This is a genomic window from Pseudidiomarina sp. WS423 (assembly GCF_050750165.1).
Taxonomy (GTDB): Bacteria; Pseudomonadota; Gammaproteobacteria; order Enterobacterales; family Alteromonadaceae; genus Pseudidiomarina; species Pseudidiomarina fusca.
This window is the reverse complement of the sequence record NZ_JBOJLN010000014.1, coordinates 39,246-58,288: the sequence shown is the minus strand read 5'-3', so window position 1 is coordinate 58,288 and position 19,043 is coordinate 39,246. Positions and strand designations below refer to the sequence as shown.

The 19,043-nt window shown below is 46.8% G+C and carries 18 protein-coding genes, 1 tRNA gene and 1 pseudogene; 7 read left to right on the top strand and 13 right to left on the bottom strand.

Annotation, left to right across the window (positions count from 1 at the left end):
- On the bottom strand, window positions 1-251 hold a 251-nt coding region (locus ACQ661_RS10560; RefSeq protein ID WP_431668303.1), incomplete at its 3' end, for a transposase.
- A gap of 90 nt (window positions 252-341) precedes the next feature.
- On the opposite strand from ACQ661_RS10560, the gene ACQ661_RS10555 reads away from it, so the two are divergent.
- Window positions 342-545, top strand: a complete 204-nt coding sequence (locus ACQ661_RS10555) for a hypothetical protein (protein WP_431668302.1) — start codon at window positions 342-344, stop codon at window positions 543-545.
- Window positions 546-646: 101 nt separating this feature from the next.
- Here the strand turns inward: ACQ661_RS10555 and merA are convergent, their stop codons facing one another.
- Genes merA through merT form a run of 3 tightly spaced genes read right to left on the bottom strand, consistent with a single transcriptional unit; the run spans window position 647 to window position 2,769 of the window.
- On the bottom strand, window positions 647-2,050 hold the full coding sequence (gene merA, locus ACQ661_RS10550) for a mercury(II) reductase (protein ID WP_126772024.1): 1,404 nt from the start codon (window positions 2,048-2,050) through the stop codon (window positions 647-649).
- Between the two features lie 55 nt (window positions 2,051-2,105).
- Window positions 2,106-2,405, bottom strand: a complete 300-nt coding sequence (gene merP / locus ACQ661_RS10545) for a mercury resistance system periplasmic binding protein MerP (RefSeq protein WP_034818174.1) — start codon at window positions 2,403-2,405, stop codon at window positions 2,106-2,108.
- A gap of 13 nt (window positions 2,406-2,418) precedes the next feature.
- Window positions 2,419-2,769: a mercuric ion transporter MerT gene (gene merT / locus ACQ661_RS10540; protein WP_034734507.1), complete on the bottom strand. Its 351-nt coding sequence runs from the start codon at window positions 2,767-2,769 to the stop codon at window positions 2,419-2,421.
- Window positions 2,770-2,843: 74 nt separating this feature from the next.
- On the opposite strand from merT, the gene merR reads away from it, so the two are divergent.
- Window positions 2,844-3,287 (top strand): Hg(II)-responsive transcriptional regulator, encoded by a 444-nt coding sequence (merR, locus tag ACQ661_RS10535; RefSeq protein ID WP_153827230.1) that lies wholly within the window; start codon window positions 2,844-2,846, stop codon window positions 3,285-3,287.
- A gap of 51 nt (window positions 3,288-3,338) precedes the next feature.
- On the opposite strand, the pseudogene ACQ661_RS10530 reads toward merR, so the two are convergent.
- From ACQ661_RS10530 to ACQ661_RS10510, 5 genes and pseudogenes are all read right to left on the bottom strand, one after another.
- A pseudogene (locus tag ACQ661_RS10530) lies at window positions 3,339-3,670 on the bottom strand (YnfA family protein).
- Window positions 3,671-3,672: 2 nt separating this feature from the next.
- Entirely contained in the window at window positions 3,673-4,560 is an 888-nt protein-coding gene (locus ACQ661_RS10525) for a cation diffusion facilitator family transporter (protein WP_110076834.1), read from the bottom strand.
- Between the two features lie 62 nt (window positions 4,561-4,622).
- Window positions 4,623-7,820 (bottom strand): efflux RND transporter permease subunit, encoded by a 3,198-nt coding sequence (locus ACQ661_RS10520; RefSeq protein ID WP_431668301.1) that lies wholly within the window; start codon window positions 7,818-7,820, stop codon window positions 4,623-4,625.
- 11 nt (window positions 7,821-7,831) lie between these two features.
- Entirely contained in the window at window positions 7,832-8,977 is a 1,146-nt protein-coding gene (locus ACQ661_RS10515) for an efflux RND transporter periplasmic adaptor subunit (RefSeq protein ID WP_431668300.1), read from the bottom strand.
- A 3-nt stretch (window positions 8,978-8,980) separates the two neighbouring features.
- Window positions 8,981-10,231 (bottom strand): TolC family protein, encoded by a 1,251-nt coding sequence (locus tag ACQ661_RS10510; protein WP_431668299.1) that lies wholly within the window; start codon window positions 10,229-10,231, stop codon window positions 8,981-8,983.
- Between the two features lie 211 nt (window positions 10,232-10,442).
- On the opposite strand from ACQ661_RS10510, the gene ACQ661_RS10505 reads away from it, so the two are divergent.
- Entirely contained in the window at window positions 10,443-10,628 is a 186-nt protein-coding gene (locus ACQ661_RS10505; protein ID WP_034733748.1) for a hypothetical protein, read from the top strand.
- 80 nt (window positions 10,629-10,708) lie between these two features.
- On the top strand, window positions 10,709-11,671 hold the full coding sequence (locus ACQ661_RS10500) for a HindVP family restriction endonuclease (protein ID WP_157980884.1): 963 nt from the start codon (window positions 10,709-10,711) through the stop codon (window positions 11,669-11,671).
- Between the two features lie 189 nt (window positions 11,672-11,860).
- On the opposite strand, the gene ACQ661_RS10495 is transcribed toward ACQ661_RS10500, so the two are convergent.
- Window positions 11,861-11,937, bottom strand: a tRNA-Arg gene (locus ACQ661_RS10495).
- 144 nt (window positions 11,938-12,081) lie between these two features.
- Between ACQ661_RS10495 and ACQ661_RS10490 the strand changes: the two genes are divergently transcribed.
- Both ACQ661_RS10490 and ACQ661_RS10485 read left to right on the top strand, forming a co-directional pair.
- Complete coding sequence (locus ACQ661_RS10490) at window positions 12,082-12,513, top strand: YqaA family protein (RefSeq protein ID WP_431668304.1); 432 nt, start codon at window positions 12,082-12,084, stop codon at window positions 12,511-12,513.
- Window positions 12,514-12,620: 107 nt separating this feature from the next.
- Window positions 12,621-13,124 (top strand): TIGR00645 family protein, encoded by a 504-nt coding sequence (locus ACQ661_RS10485; RefSeq protein ID WP_110076721.1) that lies wholly within the window; start codon window positions 12,621-12,623, stop codon window positions 13,122-13,124.
- 102 nt (window positions 13,125-13,226) lie between these two features.
- Here the strand turns inward: ACQ661_RS10485 and cydB are convergent, their stop codons facing one another.
- Both cydB and ACQ661_RS10475 read right to left on the bottom strand, forming a co-directional pair.
- The gene (gene cydB / locus ACQ661_RS10480; protein ID WP_431668298.1) at window positions 13,227-14,228 is read right to left on the bottom strand and encodes a cytochrome d ubiquinol oxidase subunit II; all 1,002 of its coding nucleotides are present in this window, start codon (window positions 14,226-14,228) and stop codon (window positions 13,227-13,229) included.
- Window positions 14,229-14,231: 3 nt separating this feature from the next.
- Window positions 14,232-15,626, bottom strand: a complete 1,395-nt coding sequence (locus tag ACQ661_RS10475) for a cytochrome ubiquinol oxidase subunit I (RefSeq protein WP_431668297.1) — start codon at window positions 15,624-15,626, stop codon at window positions 14,232-14,234.
- Window positions 15,627-15,852: 226 nt separating this feature from the next.
- Between ACQ661_RS10475 and ACQ661_RS10470 the strand changes: the two genes are divergently transcribed.
- Window positions 15,853-17,925, top strand: coding sequence for a S9 family peptidase (locus tag ACQ661_RS10470; protein ID WP_431668296.1), 2,073 nt, complete (start codon window positions 15,853-15,855; stop codon window positions 17,923-17,925).
- On the opposite strand, the gene alr is transcribed toward ACQ661_RS10470, so the two are convergent.
- Entirely contained in the window at window positions 17,926-19,029 is a 1,104-nt protein-coding gene (alr, locus tag ACQ661_RS10465; protein WP_153827046.1) for an alanine racemase, read from the bottom strand.
- Window positions 19,030-19,043: the final 14 nt, after the last annotated feature.

The window sequence follows — 19,043 nt, the reverse complement described above, 5'->3', positions numbered from 1 at the left end:
TTTTTTAATATGGCTAGTTCCTCTGCCTGTTCAGCTAATTGACGTTTTAATCGAGTAATTTCAGCGGCTTGCTCTGCTTCTCTGGCGCTCGTGCTAGATTTTTTTTGCGCCGCAGTCCGCCAACTGTACAGCTGGGATTCGTAGACTTTCAGTTCTCTAGCCGCCGCTGCAACGCCTATTCTTTCAGCTAATTTCAGGGCTTCTGCTTTAAATTCTTGTGTGTGGACTTTGCGTATTTTATTTGCTTTCATGATTCACCTCGTTAAGTGATTTTACTCACTTAGCTCGGTGTCCAAAAGTACTGGTACGGATCAATTAAAGACCTACCACCGAAAGAATACATGTTAATGGTTCTTGAACAGATTGAATCCGGAAATTTAAGACTTGGCGAAATTTGTGATCGAGAAGATTTACAGAGAAATTTAGCCGAAAATGCTATTCCTGAGCTCATATTCAATACTACCGCAGAAAATTACAAAGAGTTCCTAGCGGGACGCCGTTTTTTAATGGCAACAATGATCAAAGAGTATTATGACAGCCTTTGATCTTAAAGATGAGAAAACTTATACATGATTGTCTTCAATCTATTTAAAACTCAATGGCGGCAAGGTGTCTAGCAAATCAGTGTCGATTCAGCTAGGTTATCTCACCCAGCGCAGCAAGATAATTGGCTAACATCTTTAGTAAACGTTTGAGCGCATAATTTTAAGCCTTCTACCATCGTAAGGTATGGGAAGAGCTCATCAGCCAACTCATTGACTGTCATTCCTGCTCTTATCGCCATTACAGCAGCTTGAATCAACTCACCGGCTTCTCCTGCGACGACTTGAACACCGAGCAGTCGGCCGCTGCCACTCTCTGCGACAATTTTTATAAACCCTTGGGTATTGAAGTTAACCAATGCCCGTGGGACATTTTCAAGGCTCAACGTGCGGCTTTCGGTGACGTAACCACCAGTTTTAGCATCAGCTTCTGATAAACCCACCGTGGCGACTTGTGGATCAGTAAAGATAACCTCGGGCATTGCACTGAGATCAAGATGCGCATCACCGCCCGTCATGTTAATAGCGGCTCGGCTGCCGCCTGCGGCGGCGACATAGACAAACTGCGGCTGATTCGTACAGTCGCCTGCCGCATATACTCTTGAGTTAGAGGTTTGCATGCGCTCGTTAATCGTTATTGTACCGCGTTCAGTTTGTACACCGATGGTTTTTAAATCGAGGTTTTCCGTATTGGGCGTACGGCCTGTGGCCACGAGCAGTTGTTCTGCTTTTAATGTTCCGGCATTGGTTTTGAGAATGAAGTGTTGTCCGTCGTAACGCACTTCGCTGGCTTCTGTATGCTCAAGCACATTGATGCCTTCGCGATCAAAAACAGTCGCTATTGCTTCACCAATGGCAGGCTCGTCTTTGGATAACACCCGACTGCGAGCCAAAACAGTAACTTCACTACCGAGACGCGCGAAGGCCTGTGCTAATTCAAGAGCAACGACCGAGGCTCCAATAATAGCGAGGCGTTTAGGAATGTTACTTAGCTCTAATGCGCTTGTCGAAGTAAGGTAAGGGGTTTCAGCTAAGCCGGGGATGGGGGGTTGTGCGGGTCGGGCCCCGGTGCCGATAAAAGCACGGTCAAAGTAAACCGTTTGCTCACCGCCATCGCGAAGTGATACGGAAAGAGTTTCATCGTTTATAAAGCGGGCTTCGCCGTTAATAACGGTAATGGCGGAATTCTCTCTAAGAATACTCTGGTATTTGGATTCACGGAGTTCTTCTACCCGAGCCTGTTGTTGCTCGAGGAGAGCTGATCGATTTACCTTAAGAGTATGAGTACTTAAGCCTTTATCAAAAGGGCTTTCTCGCCGCAGTTGGGCGATATGAGCCGCTCGGATCATGATTTTAGACGGGACACAGCCAATATTGACACAAGTTCCGCCAATAGTACCTCTCTCAATGAGCGTCACTCGGGCACCTCTCTCGGTCGCTTTGAGTGCCGCAGCCATCGCACTGCCGCCGCTACCAATGACAGCAATGTGTAAATTGTTATTACTCATAACGGTTACTCCTTGGTCTTTCAGTTTTACAGCAGCTATAAGGCATTGTGATGTTTCATGACTGATTTTTTGGTGCCGTTGCTTTCAGTGTTGATGGGTATCCTGCATTTGTCGTTGCTTCAGTGAGCTGCTTAACTGACGTTTTTTCGTCGTCGAATGTCACGGTTGCATCCCGCTCTTCAAAACGGACATCGACGGCGCTCACACCTGCAACTTGGCCAAGTGCAGCTTTGACAGTAATTGGGCAGGTGACGCATGTCATACCGGGTACTGATAGCGTAACCGTTTTCTCAACCGCCAATGCGGGCATGCTAAACAGTAAAAATAAAATGGTTGTTATCATTGTTTTTTTCATCGTGTATTGCCTCCTAGTAAAAGAAAGGAACAACATAGGGGTAAGCCAATGCTGTTAAAGTAAGTACCGCAACGAGCCAAAACATCACTTTGTAGCTCTTACGAGCATTTGGCGTTGCGCAGGTGTTATCAGGGTTGCAGTCATCAGCACGCCGGTATATTCGACGCCAGGCAAAGAATATGGCAATCAATGCAATGGCAATAAAAATGGGTCGATAAGGCTCAAGTGCTGTGAGGCTCCCAATCCAGGCCCCGGATACACCGAGTGCAAGTAATATGAGGGGACCCAGACAACACGCAGATGCCAGAGTCGCTGCGATCCCTCCCGCGAGAAGAGAGCCCCGACCAGATTTTGAATTTGACATAAGAGTAACTCCTTCGGGCATTTTGCTTTAATGTGTTAATCTTAGACCCGTACCTCACTACGGAAGCAATAGCTATGTTAAAAAAACGCAACGTAATGACAATTGGCACGCTGGCCAAAACAGCCGGCGTGGGCGTGGAAACGGTGCGCTATTATCAGCGCCGAGGGCTAATGAGCGAGCCGGAGAAGCCGTATGGGGGGATCCGACATTACGACGAACAAGCGCTTGCTCGGCTTCATTTTATTCGCGCGTCTCAATGGCTCGGATTTAGTCTGGATGAAATTGGTGAGCTATTAACTCTGCAAGATGGCGCTCATTGCGATGAAGCACGGGAGCTTGGAGAGCAAAAGCTCACCAGTGTTCGTCGAAAGATATCGCGCTTACAGCAAGTTGAACGAGCGTTGAATGAGCTGGTGCAAAAATGCAGCTCCGGACACGGAGATGTCTATTGTCCACTGATGGCGTCGCTTAATGACGGGGTTGAGGACGCTACCACGGACAAACATAAGGTGCGTTAGTCTGTGTAGTAAAACTTTTGAGCGTAGTTCTTTAACTGAATTGCTTTATAGCTAACGCCAGCCATACACAAGAATCCCCATACCGGTTAGCACAAACGCCGCCCCAATCAAGTCGAAGCTGGATAAAGGCGATTTATCGATAATTCGCAGCTTATGGCAGTTAACACGTAAATACCACCATAAGCTGCGTAGACCCACCCGCTTTCCGCTGGATGAAGTGTTAATAAGTAAGCAAATAAGGCTAAGCTCACTGCCGCCGGAATGAGCAACCAAACCGAATGGCCCTCTTTGAGCCATAGGTAGGGTAAATAGCATCCGATAATTTCAGCAATTGCGGTGGCAATAAATAAGCCCAGTGTTTTCATTAAAAATAATGCACTCATTATCAGTTGTCCCTACAGGCTTCATCAGGATCTTCTAGTTCTACCGTTGTATGGCTTAAAGCATAGGGCGCAAGGACGTCATCGATGCGCTGTTTTAAATCGCTACGGGCCTCAATATCAAGGTTTTTAGATAACACCAAATGAACGGTTAATACATGCTCCTCGCCATCTAGTGACCAAAAATGCAGATGGTGTAGGTCAGCGACATGAGGTAGCTCCAGTAAAGCGTCCGCGACTTGTTTGTAGGTTTTTTTGTCTGGCGTGGCCTGTATGAAGAGTTTCAGTGTTGCCCACAGGTTGCGTAGTACATTCACTAAAATAAATAGAGTAAAGCCAATCGACAATATAGGGTCGAGAATCGGCCAGTCTACGAACAGCAAAACAATACCAACGATAAGTACAGCAACCCAGCCGAAAACATCCTCCAGCAAGTGCCAGTTAATAACGCGTTCGTTTAACGTTTTGCCCTCTGACAATTTGTAAGCAGCAAATCCATTAACTGTAATGCCAACGACGGCTAAAGCAATCATGCCATCAGCGACGGGCATCTGAGGGTTCCAGAGTCTGGGAATTGCTTCCACAAGTACCCAGGCAGAGCCTGCGATTAACACAACGGCATTAATAAATGCACCGGCAAGGTTCAGTCTTTTATAACCGTAGGTAAAGTGTTGGTTAGCCTGTTTTTTGCCAAGTTTATTTAGTATCCAAGCGAGACCTAACGACAGGCTATCGCCAAGATCATGAACGGCATCAGCTAAAATGGCGGTACTGTTGGTAAGAAAACCACCAATAAACTCGATAATGGTGAAAACGAAGTTAAGAACAAACGCCCATCCCAGGCGGTTGGACGGCATGTCCTTTGAGTGATCATGGTTATGGTGATGTCCCACAATACGTTCCTCTTTGTAGTAGAAGGGGCGGCAATAACCGCCCCTTTAAGTGCTATTGAACCCTAACGACTCAAATCATTAACCTTTTGTTTCGAAAACCAAGGATAGAGCACGGGTAAGATAACCAGTGTTAGCAATGTCGCAGACACCAAGCCGCCAACAATGACGGTGGCCAGTGGACGCTGAATTTCAGCGCCTGCGCCGGTTGCAAACAGCATGGGAATGAGTCCTAACGCTGAGGTTATTGCCGTCATTAATACCGGGCGTAGTCGCGACCATGCGCCATCAAACACGGCATCATTAACTGCATGCCCATCGGTTATTCTCTGGTTTATACTTTCGACCAGAACCACACCGTTTAGTACCGCCACACCAAACAGTGTGATGAAACCCACGGCGCTGGGCACCGATAAGTACTGTCCTGACACATAGAGTGCCACAATACCACCGATGACTGCCAACGGTACATTCACCAAAATCAACATGGCTTGACCCATGGTGCCGAAAGCAAAATAAAGCAGCAGGGCGATGAGTGCCAACGATATGGGAACGACAATGGACAAGCGCTTCTGTGCTCTTTGTTGACTTTCGAACTGGCCACCAATGTCGACTGAGTAACCGGTTGGTAAATCCACCTTCTCGTCAATCGCCTTCCGAATATCGGCAACCACGCTACCCATGTCACGACCCTGAACGTTCGATTGAATCACAACGCGACGCTGTACATCATCACGACGGATTTGCGGTGGTCCTGATTCAATTGCAACGCTGGCGACTTCGCCTAAGGTTACCCAGGCCCCTGAGGGAGTTAACAAGCGTAACGAGCGAATAGACTCCGGCGTATCGCGGAATTGCTTGGCCAACCGCACGTAAATATCATAGCGCTCATTACCGCGAATGATCTGGCCTGCCGAAGCGCCACCCAAGCCATTGTCGACAACGCTCAGTACATCGGAGACATTTAAGCCGTAGCGTGAGAGTTGTTGGCGTTTCGGCGAAACCACGAGTTGTGATTCACCTTTTATTTGCTCCATCGCTACTGCAACCGCCCCGTCAACTTGCTTGACGGCACTTTCTATTTCCTGGCCTTTACGGGCCAACACGTCAAGCTCGGGTCCAAATAGTTTGATGGCTAGCTGCGATTTTACACCTGAGAGCAGTTCATCAACCCGTGTTGCGATAGGTTGTGAAAAATTAAACAACAAGCCTGGGTGAGCATCGAGTTTTGCCTCCATTTTTTCTTGTAAGGCGTAGCGATCGGATGCCGTTGTCCATTCGGATTGCGGCTTAAGGCCCACATATATCTCGATGTTGCTGATAGGCTCTGGATCACCGCCCACTTCGGCTCGTCCAATGCGGCTGAGTGCGTAGGTGGTTTCCGGGAACGACATCAGGATTTTTTCAAGCTTCGGAGCCACCTCTAAGGCCGTTTCAAGGTTAGAGGAGGGGGCTAATGTCACGCGAATATTAATCGTGCCTTCTTCCAATTCGGGCGCAAATTCTGTGCCGAGACGAGGCACTAACACCAAAGCGCCGACAAACAGCAAACCGGCCAGGGTAATAACGGCCTTTTTACTGCGTAAAGCGACCGACAATAGTCTTTTATAACCATTATCTAGTGGTTTAAGCAGTTTATTTTCACGAGGCTTAATACCCCGACTGAAAAAGTAACTGGCTAATGCCGGGACAACCATAATGGCCACAAAAACCGCGGAGATAATGGCCAACATAATGCTGATAGCCATGGGTTCAAATAATTTAGCTTCAACACCCTGAAAACTAAACAGTGGCATAAAGACCACCAAGATGATCATGGCGGCAAAGAATACCGGTCGAGCCACTTCGTTAGCCGCTTCCTTAACTCGCAGCTTGATACCATGACTGTCGAGTTTGGCTGCCTGAGGATCCGGGTCGCGGTGCTCTGTGCGTTGCTCGGCGTCGCCATGATGTTCACTATCCGGACGACTTAAGTGCTTAAAGATGTTTTCAACCATCACCACGGAGCCGTCGACCAGCATACCAATGGCAACAGCTATCCCGCCCAGCGACATCAGGTTAGCCGACATGCCCATCGCGGACATTACCATTAGGGCAATGGCGATAGAAACGGGAATGGACAGTAACACTAAAAAAGTAGCGCGTATGTTGAGCAAAAACAGTGCTAATACTGCGATAATAAACACAAAGGCAATGAGCAGTGAATACGCGACCGTAGATACGGCTTTTTGTATTAAGTCGGCCTGATCATAATACGGCTCAAAGGTGACACCCTCGGGTAATGCTTGCTGAATAAGCGGAATGCGCTTTTTAATACCGTCGATGGTGGCTTTGGTATTCGAGCCCATGCGTTTGAGCACAATACCCGACACCACTTCGCCCAGCTGGTTGACCTCGCTGTCGACTTTACGCGACATTGAGACCGCCCCCTGGCGAATTTCACTGCCGATTTCGACTTCGGCAACCTGGCCCAGTGTTACGGAAACGCCGTCAACTGTTTTGAGCGGTATTTGTCGTATTTGTTGCAGGCCTTTTTTACCGCTATCCAGCCAGCCGGTGCCGCGAATAACCAACTGCTCCTGACCGCGGGGCATATACCAACCACCAACGTTACCGTTATTCTTGTTGACCGCGCTCATGACGTCTTGCTGGGTAAGGTCGTAAGACAACAGCTTAGCGGGGTTAAGATTAACCTGATACTGTTTAACTTCGCCGCCAAAGGACAAGACTTCGGTAATTCCCTCAACGGGCATCAATAGCAGTTTAACCACATAGTCGTTTAGACTGCGTAGCTCCATACTGCTGACACCGGAGCCCGGTTCGGCAAGTAGCAGATACTGATAAACCTGGCCGAGGCCGGAAGAGTTAGGACCCATTTCGGGTGTACCTACGCCTTCGGGTATTAATTCCTTTGCCGCCTGCAGTCGTTCAAACACCAGTTGCCGGGCAAAGTAGATATCGACACTCTCGTCAAATACTACCGTAATGCCCGATAAACCTGTTTTTGAGATTGACCGAACTTCTTTGACGTCGGGCAGGGCATACATCACCGACTCTATCGGATAGGTAATAAGCTGCTCGACTTCGGTCGCTGCTAATCCGGGTGCTTCCGTATTTACCGTTACCTGAACGTTGGTAACATCGGGAAAGGCATCCAGATTAAGTTTGGGAATAATAAAAAATGACGCAATGCTGATGCTGAATAAAGCCAATACCAATAACAGGCGATTGGCGACAGCAAACTGAATAATGCGCTGAAACATACAACCTCCTGTTAGTGGTTATGTGGGTCAAAACCGCCTTTAGCGATTTGTGAGCGAACGAAAAACGCGCCGTTGTCTACGTATTTTGTGCCTTCCTTAACGCCTCGAATAACTTTCCACGGACCCTTTTCATCAACCAATTCGACTTTCTTCGGTTCAAACTTTCCGGGTTCGTGCTCAATGAATATCTGCCAGTCACCATCAGATGCCCGCATTAAGGCTGAGTCCTTAACTGCAAGCACCGGTCCATCCGACTTGACTGAGAAATAAACATCCGCAAATAAACCAGGGTGTAATTGGTCCTTTTCGTTATTTACCGCAAGTCGTACCGTTCGGGTGCGGGTTTTATGGTCTATTGTGTGGCCTTCCTGAATGACTTTTGCCGCAAAGCGCTGATTGTCGACACTCACTGTAACAGGATCACCAAACTGCACATTAAGGTCAGCTGAGCCCGGTAGCCGAGCATTCACCCACAAGGTTTCTTCTTGCAGAACTTCAACCAAGTGGTTACCGGCATTGACTGGCTGACCCTGCTTGAAGTTATCGCTAACCACAATCCCGCCAATTTCTGAGGTCAGTTGGTATTCGCCGATAGGGTAGTCAGGTTTACTTAAACGCTTAATATCACTGGCTGACATACCAAATGCTTTGAGTTGCGCTTGCGCTGAGGTAAAGGCGTTTTTCGCTTCAACAAAGCGTTTTTCACCCACCGTTGACTCACCGAGTGACTGCACGCGTTGCCATTCGTTAAGTGTGACCAAATACTGACTTTGCGCCTCCGCCATGGTGGCGCTGAAGAGGGTGGCTAGTGGTTCACCTTTTTCGACGTGGTCGCCAATACTGACAAAACGTTTGAGAACGGTCGAATCGATGCGCGGACTCACGATATAGCTATTAAAGTCGTTAGCAACCACCTCGCCCGGAGCATAAACCGGGTATTCAATAACTTGAGTTTGCAAGGTTCGCGTGGTGATATCCGCCATGGACAGCTGCTTGCTGGATAGCTCCACGCCTGCACTTTCCTTATGTTCACCTTGCTCGTGTTTGCCTTTTTCCTTGTGGGTATCTTCTTTTTCGTCGTGTCCGTGTTCATCCTGCGCCATAACCGAAAAGCTCAGCGCAAGTGCTATTGCTGCGTATAAAGGTTTTACTGACATCGTTTACTCTCCAATCTCTGCGTTTGTTGGCTGGCTTAACGGCGATAACGTCAGCGCTTTACTGAGTTCGCCCGAACGGTACAACCATTCAATGGCGGCCAACCGATATTGTGTTTGCAGCGCTATCCCTGCAAATTGGCTATCGAGCTGCTGTTGCACAGCGGTGAGGTAGTCTGTGGTGGATAGGTCACCGGCGAGCCAGGACTGCTCAATCACCTGCATCGACTCATCCTGCCGAGATTGAAAGTCTTTTTGCCAGCTTTGCCACTGTTTTTTCACAAAACGATAATTGTTAAGAGATGATTTCAGTGCTGCTTGCCATTGTTGCCTTAGTGCAATCAAACGTTTTTCTTCAGCAACAGCTTCGCTATTGGCTGCGCGTACCGCATCGCTGTAGTTATTGCGAATCTGTAGTGGAATGCTGAATGATAAGCCAACTACTGTTTCGTTATCGCTCTCGCCCGCTTCGACGCCTATGGTTGGGTTGGCGGTGGTTAACGAGCGTTTCCAGTCGACATCGGCGCGCTTTAATTGCCATTGCAGGTAAGCGGCTTTTAACGCTGGATGTTGTTGCCAACGAGTCGTTAACGCAGGTTCAACGTTAAATAGCTCCTCATTAATGGAGAGTTGACCGACATCAGACGTTGTTAGCAGAGCGTTTAACTCTGCTTCAGCGGATTGCAGTTGTTGATAAGCCGCTGCCGTTTGTTGCAGTTGCCGACTTAGTGCGAGTACCGTCAGTTGTTCGTCGACGGCACCTAAGTCACCGGCTTTACGTCGTTCGGCAACCAGGCTTATCGCCTGTTTAACGATTTTCTCTTGCTGCTTGGCCAGTGCGTAACGCTGTTTTGCATCCAGCCATTGCACATAGGCATTCAACAGAGTTTTAGCATGCGATGTCGCCGACTGGCGATAAATACTCACTGCCATAGCCGTCATGGCGTCACTCTGACTGGCTCGTGCTTCATTGCGAGTGCTCCAGTCCAGCGTTTGGCTTAGGCCAACAGTGTAATTATTGATGTCACCCTCGCGCTCTAAGCGTGACGATAAGCTAGGGTTGTACAAAGGCTGATTTAATTGTTTGCCCTGTTGGATCAGCGCTTCAGCCTGCTGTTGAGCGGCTTCAACACTGGGGTGTTGCTGCACAGTTTTTTGCCATTGCTCGGGCAACTGTTGTGCATTGGCGTAGCTTGAACTTATTGCCAGACTTACGGCAATAAACAAGCGTTTGCTATGTGTCGAAAACGGACCCATAGATAGACTCCTCAGTCATATTACTGCGTAAAATAATGATTTTTTTGCGCTGCTATAGCAGCTTATTAGGCAGTTATGAGGAGATGGGAGGCCGGAACAGCGGAGATGATAGAGGGTTAGTGTAAAACTCAGTATACCCAGGACGTATTGTGCCCATTCGTGGTAACGCGAGAGTTTTTTCAGTCTTCATGGCATATAAATGAAATGAGCCATGGCAGTGACAGCAGTGATGGCAGTCAAAGCTGATTTCTCCACTTTTAGGGAGATTGCGCTTATCGATGTGGGATTCGTCATGCTCAAAATTGAGGTGTTGCTCAGAAGAGGACTGGTGAGATTGATGCACATCAGCAACCGCCTGACTGATTTGAGTCAGAACAGCAACAAGCACCAGTATTAAAAATCCGAGTCTAAGCATCATTACCTACAGTTCTAAATAAGCAGCTTAAGGGTACATTAATTAAAAATATTTCTCAACTAGTGGCGATTCACACAAATACTTCTGCTGTATACCTATGCACGAATCAAGAGCTTCAGGTAGAAGCGCGAGAAGAAGGTTTTGATTTTATATTTGGTACCGATGTGGCAAATAATGAATTGAGTTTTTTATTCGAGTCAAAATTCGAGCCTTACCAAGAATATTCAAGGACAGACATTAAAGGAATTGATCTCGTACTAAAACTCGGTGACTCATTTATTCGAGCCTTGGAAGTTAAGCTTACAGTTATTCCGGACAATACCACTGCAAACGACAGAGAGTCTGACTGGGGTACCGAGTTGGTGATTAGACCTGCAAGTACTTCTTACGCCGCGCTAGGTATTTTTGATTCGATAAAACCATTTAGAGCGAGACTAAAGGAAATCTTAGAGCCTACCTGTTCGACAATTCAACATTGGGATAATACTGTTGAAATGTTGAGTAAAAGGGAGGAAATCATTGGGTGTTTAAATAAAATATTTACAGAGTTTAAAGACTACCAAAAACCTTTTTTATTACATCCAATATGGAAGACATTGGGTAAGTCACCGATTATTGATAAGGGTAATGCATATGATATTTTTGTTTGGAGCGACTTTGCTATTTGCCGTACCTTTATTGATTGCGCATCAAGAGAGCGAGATGTGGGGAAAGTTACAAGGCTTTATAGATCAACGCTAAGGCTTGCAAGGATTCTTTACGAACTAACACAAACAGATAAGGTAAATATTCATAATATTTATACTCAAATGGCTTTCAACCTGCAGACTGACAAAGAATTTGCTCTGAATGGTAAAATGACTCGTAGATTTATGAATCATCCTCGACGTTATAATCCAATTATGAAATTATCTAGCATCACAAATGTGATTATGAATGGCGGGCACAAAGAGTTAAGTCCAGAACGTCGTTTTGATCAAAGCTTGTATTATACAGCACAGGAATTATTTAAAGACGATGCTTAAAATTGAATATTGTTGTTTATGCTTAAGAGAAAACGACAGAATTTGCTTCCTAAATTGATTAAGAGCAAGAATGTTGTGCGAAGGTCATGAAACTTGGAGGCAAAACCTTAACAAGTCACAATTTTGGCACAGAATCGGCACAAAAGCCTCAAAGTTAGTACTTGCTATCAATGTCAGGCTATAGAATTATGGCGCACCCGACAGGAGTCGAACCTGTGACCTCTGCCTCCGGAGGGCAGCGCTCTATCCAGCTGAGCTACGGGTGCGTATTGGAATGTACTGTTGGTAAAACAGCGAGCGTGGATTTTAGGGAATTATTACTCCCATGTCCAGTAACGTAACAGGTAAACTAGTTGCAATGATAGATTTTCGTGTTCGCCTGTTTGAATTTTGTACAAGGAGGGTTGTGGATTGTGTTCTTGAGTCTTTTTATCTCAGCATTTCTATCAGCTACCTTATTGCCAGGTTCGTCAGAAGTGCTTCTGATGCTTTTGCTCAATCAGACAGACTCGATCGAAACACTGTGGGCAGTGGCTACTTTAGGGAATGTACTTGGGTCTTGCGTGAATTACAGCTTGGGCAGGTACTTTCTTCATTGGCAAAACCAGCGCTGGTTTCCGGTGAGTAAAATTCGCCTAGCACAGGGGCAGGCTTGGTTTAATCGCTATGGTAAGTGGAGTTTATTATTGTCTTGGCTACCTATTTTGGGCGATCCATTAACTATGTTTGCGGGAATGCTTAGGCTACGTTTCGGTTGGTTTTTATTGCTTGTAAGTCTGGGTAAAGGAGCGCGTTACGTTTTGATTATTGGCTTGAATTATACTTGGCTTCAGCTGGTCTAACGGCAGTCTTGATGGTCGAGGTCATCGGTAGATTAAAAAAATTGAGCGGTGAATGCTAACCTTGGTATGATGTTCCTCTTGTTGAACCCTTACTTTCTGAGATATTCATGGAACGTTTTTTAGAAAATTTAATGTATAGCTTACGTTGGTTGCTGGCACCTATTTATCTTGGTTTGAGCTTGGCGGTGTTGCTGCTGGGGATTAAGTTCTTTCAGGAGCTTATACATGTTTTTCCAGACATTCTAACGATCAAAGAAGTTGACCTTATTTTGTTAACGCTAACCTTAATCGATATTGCATTGGTTGGAGGATTGCTAGTGATGGTGATGTTGAGTGGTTACGAAAACTTCGTTTCGACACTCAATATTAATAACGACACTGAGAAGTTAGCCTGGTTAGGAAAAATTGATTCTGGTGGTTTAAAGAACAAAGTAGCTGCATCTATCGTTGCGATTTCCTCTATTCATTTATTGAAAGTGTTTATGAACGCGCAAAACATGGATGAGCCAACCATCAAGTGGTACGTGTTGATGCACTTAACTTTTGTTGGCTCTGCTTTTGCCATGGGTTATTTAGATAGATTAACTCGAAAAGAGAAAGACTCCGATTAAAGAATTGCCGCTCTAATCAGAAGACCTACCAGGGTGATAGTGATCACCCCGGCAGCCCAAAGACCAATAAACCAGAGCCACTGTCGTAACTTAGTTGGTGGTTTATTCATGATATCCAGAATCCTCACTGGTTTTTCCTCTGAATACCCAATAGGTATAACCAGTGTAGGCAAAAATAATAGGAATTAGAATGGCTGCGCCTACGAGCAGGAACGAGAGGCTATTATCTGGTCCTGCGGCTTCCCATAAGGTGATTTCAAAGGGGATAAGATAAGGGAAGATGCTCACCGCAAAACCAATAAAAGCAATTAAAAATACTCCTAAAGCCCAGAGATATGGAGCTCCCTCACGTTTCTTGTTAAGTGCTGTTAGGAGTCCGCCGCCGACTATAGCTAAGGCAAAAGGTAACAACCACAAACCAGCGGAGGTCGGCCACGTTAACCATCTATCAGCGACTTGCCCATAAGTTGATACCAGATAAATGCTAGCGGCTGCTATTGCAAGAATCATGAGTAACGATAAGTTACGAGCTAATGAAAAACTTCGGCCTTGTAATTGGCCATCGGTTTTCATAATTAACCAAGTGGCGCCAAGCAACATATAGCCAATACATACCGCAATGCCTGCAAAAATAGTAAATGGGCTTAGCCAGTCAAACCATCCGCCTGAGTAGGCTCGATCGGTGACATCAATACCTTGTAGCATGGCGCCTAACATCACTCCTTGGCTAAACGCAGCAACTGCGGACCCAAGCATAAAAGAGCGGTCCCACCAATGTTTGTTATTGCGGCTCTTAAATCTAAACTCAAAGGCAACGCCACGAAAAATCAAGCCTAGGAGCATGGCAATAACGGGCATGTAAAGTGCTGGTAACAGCACCGAATAAGCCAGCGGGAAAACCGCGAGTAGGCCACCACCACCAAGGACCAGCCAAGTTTCATTGCCATCCCATACCGGCGCAACAGTATTGACCATACGGTCACGATGTTGCTCGTTTGTAAACCATGGAAACAAGAGCCCAATACCCAAATCAAAACCATCAAGAGCTACATATGCGAATACCGCGATCGAGATAAGTGCAGCCCAAATTAATGCGTAATCCATTGCTTATTTCTCCTCGTGGTAGAGACGTTCTGCAGCCATTGGGATACGAGCATAATCAGGTATGTGGGTATGCTCGGGATCGCCGGCCATCTTTCTTAAGATATAAACGGTACCAGCACCGAAGACTAAAAAGTACACGATAATAAAAGCTAGCAAGCTAGCGCCGACCCCAACCGCATCGACAGGAGAGACAGCCTCAGATGTTCTTAAGAGGCCTTGAATGACCCAAGGTTGTCGGCCTACTTCGGTGACAACCCAGCCGGCAATAACAGCTACAAACCCTAGTGGCCCCATCAAGACAGCACTACGATGCAGCATTTTGCTCTGGTAAAGGCCGCCACGTAGACGCTGGAACCCAGACCAGAGACCGATAAGCATCATTAACACACCGATGCCGACCATGATTCTAAAGGCCCAAAACACAGTTGCTACTGGTGGCCACTCGTCTCGAGGGAATTGGTCCAAACCGGTAACTTCAGCATTAATATCGTGCTGTAATATGAGGCTAGCTAGGCCCGGTATTTTCACCGCGTAATCCACTTCAGCTGTGGTCTGATTAGGAAGTCCAAACAGGTACAGAGGGGCGTTACTTTGGGTTTCAAAGTGGCCTTCCATAGCGGCTACTTTGGCCGGTTGGTGCTCTTGCGTATTAAGGCCGTGCAAGTCGCCAACAAACACTTGTAGTGGTGCCACAATTAATGCCATCCACATAGCCATCGAGAACATTTTTCTAGCGCTGGCCGAGGTACTATCTTTGAGTAAGTGCCAAGCACCAACTGCGCCTACCACAAAGGCTGTGGTTAAATAGGCGGCAAGTAACATGTGCGCTAAACGGTATGGAAATGAAGGATTAAAAATAGCTTCAAACCAACTTGTAACAATAAATTGGCCTTGTTCATTCATAGCAAATCCAGCAGGTGTTTGCATCCAGCTGTTTACTGACAAAATCCAGAATGCGCTAATGGCAGTTCCAACGGCTACCATCAAGGTGGCAAAAAAGTGCAGCCGCTCTCCTACTTTGTTCATGCCAAATAGCATCACCCCTAAAAACCCAGCTTCAAGGAAGAAAGCGGTGAGTACCTCGTAGCCCATGAGTGGGCCAATAACTGGTCCTGCTTTATCTGAGAATACGGCCCAGTTGGTACCAAATTGATAGCTCATCACAATGCCAGAAACCACGCCCATACCGAAGGCTACGGCAAAGATCTTCACCCAATATCGAAAGAGCTTCTGGTAGACCGGATTGCGAGTTTTAAGGTAAAGCCCTTCTAGCACGGCAAGAAAACTTGCAAGACCAATCGTAAAGGCGGGGAATATGATGTGGAATGCCACTGTAAAGGCAAACTGAAAGCGAGCTAATAAGACTGCATCAGCTTGCGAGAACCAACTTTCTAGCATGTTCTTGACCTCGTTATGTTTTCTGTTGAGTCAAACGCTACTCACATGGTGTTACAACAAGATGAGTATAGTATTAATTTAGGCATATGCGAAATAAAAACCCTGGATTTACTAGGACTATTTCTAATGCCAGCCATACAAAAAGTAGGCCAAAGACTAGGTTCTTGATAAAGAAAGGGGTACATTAATTACTAATAAAAACAAAACGTTTAGTTTGGAGAATGTCATGATTAAGAGCTTATTACGCTGGAGCGGACCGCTGGCGGTGCTACTAAATGTCGCAGTTGTAAGTGCAGAGCCAGCAGTTGAAACCTTCATGCCAGAAGATATCTTTGCACTTGAGCATGCAGCAGGTCCCCAAATTTCTCCTGACGGGAAGTGGGTAATCTATAGCCGTAACAGCTTTGACATGATTAAGGATAATAGCAAGCGCCACTTGTGGTTGATCAATACCCAAAGTGGCGAGCATACTCCATTGCTAACCATGGCTCATGGTTATGCGAATCCTACCTGGTCGCCGGATGGTAAACGCTTGGCTTTTACCACCAGTCATGAAGGCCGTAATCAGATTCATGTCTATTATGTAGCGCAGAAAACTATGTCAGTTGTGACTGCGGTAGACCAGAGTCCAAGTCAGTTGAGCTGGTCTCATGATGGACGCTGGCTAGCTTTTATGATGAACGTTGATGCGCCTAAATCGGAGTTTGCTCGCTCGGTTTACCGCCCGCAACAGCCCGCTTCTGCAAACTGGGCAAAAGCGCCTACCATCGTGGAGAGAACTTATTATCAGCGCGATGGTGCCGGCATTTTGGCCAATCAATACAGTCAAGTTTTTGTTATTCCAGCTGAAGGAGGGCATGCACGCCAGCTAACGGAAGGTCCTTACAGCCATTCGGGCCCCCTAGTTTGGAGTGCAGATAATAGCCACCTTATTTTTTCAGCGAACCGTTCTACCGATTGGGAATATCAAGTGGCAGAAGCTGATTTATGGCAAGTAAGAGTGAAAGATAAGGAGCTGAGCCAGTTAACTACGTTGCCTGGACGTGAGTTTGCTCCAACCTTGTCACCGAATGGCAAGCTGTTGGCGTTCTTGCATCGAGGAAACGAACCCATTGCTTATCATCATAATCGACTCCAAGTTTTAGATTTAGGTAAGAATCAGCAGCAGGCGTTGTTAGCGGACTGGGACCGCTCGGTAGAAAACCCACAATGGATTAATAATAGTGCGTTGGCCATTCAATTTACCGACCGCAGCCTCGTTAAGTTGGGGCAAGTAAGATTAAATGGGCGGTTAACCGAGGGGGTCAGTGATGTTGGCGGTGAATATATTTCGCGACCTTACACCAGCGGTAGTTATTCTATTGCTACTAATACGGGGCAGGTCGTCTATACGCGAGCTAGTTCATACCGACCAGCAGATGTTGCTTTGTTAGACTCGGTAACTAGCACGAAGGCGCGCCAATTAACCAAGCTCAATGAAGATTTACTTGCGCATAAAACACTTGGAGAAGTGCACGAGATCACTTACAAATCGAGTTTTGACGACACGGAGATTCATGGTTGGTATATCACTCCACCCAATTTTGACCCCAATAAAAAGTACCCACTATTGCTAGAAATTCATGGTGGCCCGCATTTAGCCTACAGCCCCATGTTTGCAGCTGAACATCAGCGCTATGCTGCGGCTGGCTACGTAGTCTTCTACAACAACTATCGGGGTAGCACCAGTTACGGTGCTGAACATGCGTTAAAGCTTGACGGTTACTATGCGTCAGAACGTGACTTTGCAGACCACATGTCGGGTATCGATGCGCTGTTAGCAAAAGGCTTTGTTGACGGTAATAATTTATTCATTGCTGGTGGCTCTGCTGGTGGTATCGCAACCACCTATGCGGTGGGGTTAACCGATCGTTTTAACGCTGCCGCTGCAACCAACCCGGTCATTAACTGGATCAGCAAAACGCTTACGGCAGATAGCTACTTGGGTCAGATTGCGAATCAATTTCCGGCATTGCCATGGCAAGATGTGGATCACTACTGGCAGCGCTCACCACTTTCGTTGGTTGAAAATGTAACAACCCCAGTATTGCTCTTTAGCGGTGAAAACGACCGTCGAGTGCCGATGTCTGAAATAGAGCAATATTATCAAGCATTGCAATTGCGCAAGGTAGATACGGTGATGGTGAGGGTGCCAGACGCCTCTCATTCGGTCAGCGCAAGACCATCGAATATGATCGCAAAAATTGAACATACGCTAGCGTGGTTTAAGTTGTATCAGAAGCCCACGCCAGCCGAGTAATTAAACTTCGAGTCTAGGAACACGTTGACTAACCCCAGTAAACAAATCGTAACTGATGGTGTTGGCGTGTTCCGCAACGATATTCACACTTAGATTAGGCCCCCACAGCTCAACCTCATCGCCAATGGCGACCTGCTCTAGGTCGGTTACATCAAGCGTAATCATATCCATAGATACAGTACCGGCTAAGGGCACCTGTTTACCGTGAAGCCAAACTGGAGTGCCGTTGGCTGCACTGCGTGGGTAACCATCAGCATAGCCGATGGCAACGGTTGCAATTTTACTCGGACGCGTTGCTCGCCAAGTACCACCGTAACCGACCGTATCGCCCTGAGGAATATCACGTAAGGCGATGATCGGAGCGAGAAGGCGCATCACCGGTTGCAATGGAGGGAGTTCAACTCCTTCTAAAATAGGAGCGACACCGTACATGGCAATACCGCTGCGAACCCAATGAGCATAACCATTGCTGATATCCTTAGTGGCACTTAATAATGCTGGACTATTGATGACACTCATCTGAGCTGAGGGCTTGGTTTGGGCACAAAGATCAGTAAAGGCCTCTAGCTGTTGTTGGGTGAATTGATGGCGTGTATCTCCAATCGCTAGGTGCGACATCAGCGTGATAGAAGCAACTTGCGTAGACTGATCGAGTTGTTGATAAACGGCGGGTAATTGCTCTGGACGCCAGCCTAATCGGTGTAATCCTGTATCAGCCTTTAGCCAGACCCCAACAGGACGAGCCAAGCGTGTAGTGAGCACGGCATCGAGTTGGTGTTGCTGATGAATCACCGGGAGTAAATTGTAATGTGCACAGATAGGAAGCTCGGCAGCGCTGAAACAGCCTTCGAGTAATACAATGGGCTGGGTTAAGCCAGCTTCGCGTAAGGCTAGAGCTTCGTCAATGTAAGCCACTGCGTAAGCATCAACGTTAGCTGCTATAGCCTGTGCCGTGCTGATCATCCCGTGTCCATAAGCGTCAGCCTTAACTACGCCGATAAGGTAATTATTGCCCAACTTTTCTTTGATGAGTTGCACATTGTGGGTAAGCGCTTGGCGTGATATTTCGGCGCGAGTAGAGCGAAAGTGCAAACCGTGTGTCATGTTTGATGATTATC

Coding starts and splice junctions, on each gene's coding strand:
- ACQ661_RS10555 (WP_431668302.1), top strand. CDS start 342: ATGTTAATGGTTCTTGAACAGATTGAATCCGGAAATTTAAGACTTGGC.
- merA (WP_126772024.1), bottom strand. CDS start 2,050: ATGAGTAATAACAATTTACACATTGCTGTCATTGGTAGCGGCGGCAGT.
- merP (WP_034818174.1), bottom strand. CDS start 2,405: ATGAAAAAAACAATGATAACAACCATTTTATTTTTACTGTTTAGCATG.
- merT (WP_034734507.1), bottom strand. CDS start 2,769: ATGTCAAATTCAAAATCTGGTCGGGGCTCTCTTCTCGCGGGAGGGATC.
- merR (WP_153827230.1), top strand. CDS start 2,844: ATGTTAAAAAAACGCAACGTAATGACAATTGGCACGCTGGCCAAAACA.
- ACQ661_RS10520 (WP_431668301.1), bottom strand. CDS start 7,820: ATGTTTCAGCGCATTATTCAGTTTGCTGTCGCCAATCGCCTGTTATTG.
- ACQ661_RS10515 (WP_431668300.1), bottom strand. CDS start 8,977: ATGTCAGTAAAACCTTTATACGCAGCAATAGCACTTGCGCTGAGCTTT.
- ACQ661_RS10510 (WP_431668299.1), bottom strand. CDS start 10,231: ATGGGTCCGTTTTCGACACATAGCAAACGCTTGTTTATTGCCGTAAGT.
- ACQ661_RS10505 (WP_034733748.1), top strand. CDS start 10,443: ATGGCAGTGACAGCAGTGATGGCAGTCAAAGCTGATTTCTCCACTTTT.
- ACQ661_RS10485 (WP_110076721.1), top strand. CDS start 12,621: ATGGAACGTTTTTTAGAAAATTTAATGTATAGCTTACGTTGGTTGCTG.
- cydB (WP_431668298.1), bottom strand. CDS start 14,228: ATGGATTACGCATTAATTTGGGCTGCACTTATCTCGATCGCGGTATTC.
- ACQ661_RS10475 (WP_431668297.1), bottom strand. CDS start 15,626: ATGCTAGAAAGTTGGTTCTCGCAAGCTGATGCAGTCTTATTAGCTCGC.
- ACQ661_RS10470 (WP_431668296.1), top strand. CDS start 15,853: ATGATTAAGAGCTTATTACGCTGGAGCGGACCGCTGGCGGTGCTACTA.
- alr (WP_153827046.1), bottom strand. CDS start 19,029: ATGACACACGGTTTGCACTTTCGCTCTACTCGCGCCGAAATATCACGC.